This is a genomic window from Nitrospirillum pindoramense, assembly GCF_007827955.1.
Lineage (GTDB): Bacteria > Pseudomonadota > Alphaproteobacteria > Azospirillales > Azospirillaceae > Nitrospirillum > Nitrospirillum amazonense_B.
The window spans coordinates 1-1,138 of the sequence record NZ_VITR01000047.1 but is presented as its reverse complement, the minus strand read 5'-3'; the positions used below and the strand labels follow the sequence as shown (position 1 = coordinate 1,138).

Here is a 1,138-nt window from a genome sequence, read left to right as displayed (position 1 = left end):
ATCGGTCACGTTGACCATGGCAAGACGTCGCTGACGGCTGCGATCACGAAGGTGCTGGCTGAGACCGGTGGCGCGACGTTCACCGCGTACGACCAGATTGACAAGGCGCCGGAAGAGAAGGCGCGTGGCATCACGATCTCGACCGCCCACGTCGAGTACGAGACGTCCAACCGTCACTACGCCCACGTCGACTGCCCCGGCCACGCCGACTATGTGAAGAACATGATCACCGGCGCGGCGCAGATGGACGGCGCGATCCTGGTGGTGTCCGCCGCCGACGGCCCGATGCCGCAGACCCGCGAGCACATCCTGCTGGCCCGTCAGGTCGGTGTGCCGGCTCTGGTGGTGTTCATGAACAAGGTCGACATGGTCGACGACCCCGAGCTGCTGGAGCTGGTGGAGCTGGAAGTGCGCGAGCTGCTGAGCAGCTACGACTTCCCTGGCGACGACATTCCGATCGTGAAGGGCTCCGCCCTGTGCGCCCTGGAAGACCGCAGCCCCGAGATCGGCAAGGAAGCCATCCTGGAGCTGATGAAGCAGGTCGACGCCTACATCCCGCAGCCGGAGCGTCCGGTTGACAAGCCCTTCCTGATGCCGATCGAAGACGTGTTCTCGATCTCCGGCCGCGGCACCGTGGTGACCGGCCGTGTCGAGCGCGGCATCGTGAAGGTGGGCGAGGAAATCGAGATCGTCGGTCTGAAGACCACGGTCAAGACGACCGTGACCGGCGTTGAAATGTTCCGCAAGCTGCTGGACCAGGGCCAGGCTGGCGACAACATCGGCGCGCTGCTGCGCGGCACGAAGCGTGAAGACGTCGAGCGTGGTCAGGTTCTGGCCAAGCCCGGCTCGATCACCCCGCACACCAAGTTCGTGGCCGAAGCCTACATCCTGACGAAGGAAGAAGGCGGCCGTCACACCCCGTTCTTCACCAACTACCGTCCCCAGTTCTACTTCCGTACCACGGACGTGACGGGCATGGTCGCGCTGCCGGAAGGCACCGAGATGGTGATGCCGGGCGACAACGTGCAGGTGACCGTGGAGCTGATCGCCCCGATCGCCATGGACGAAGGCCTGCGCTTCGCCATCCGTGAAGGCGGCCGCACCGTCGGCGCCGGCGTGGTCGCGAAGATCATCGCCT

Annotated in this window: 1 protein-coding gene; it reads left to right on the top strand. The window is 65.1% G+C overall.

The window, feature by feature from the left end; genetic code table 11:
• Window positions 1-1,138 (top strand): elongation factor Tu (gene tuf / locus FBZ90_RS27660; RefSeq protein ID WP_145736994.1); only part of this gene is annotated, 1,138 nt, incomplete at both ends.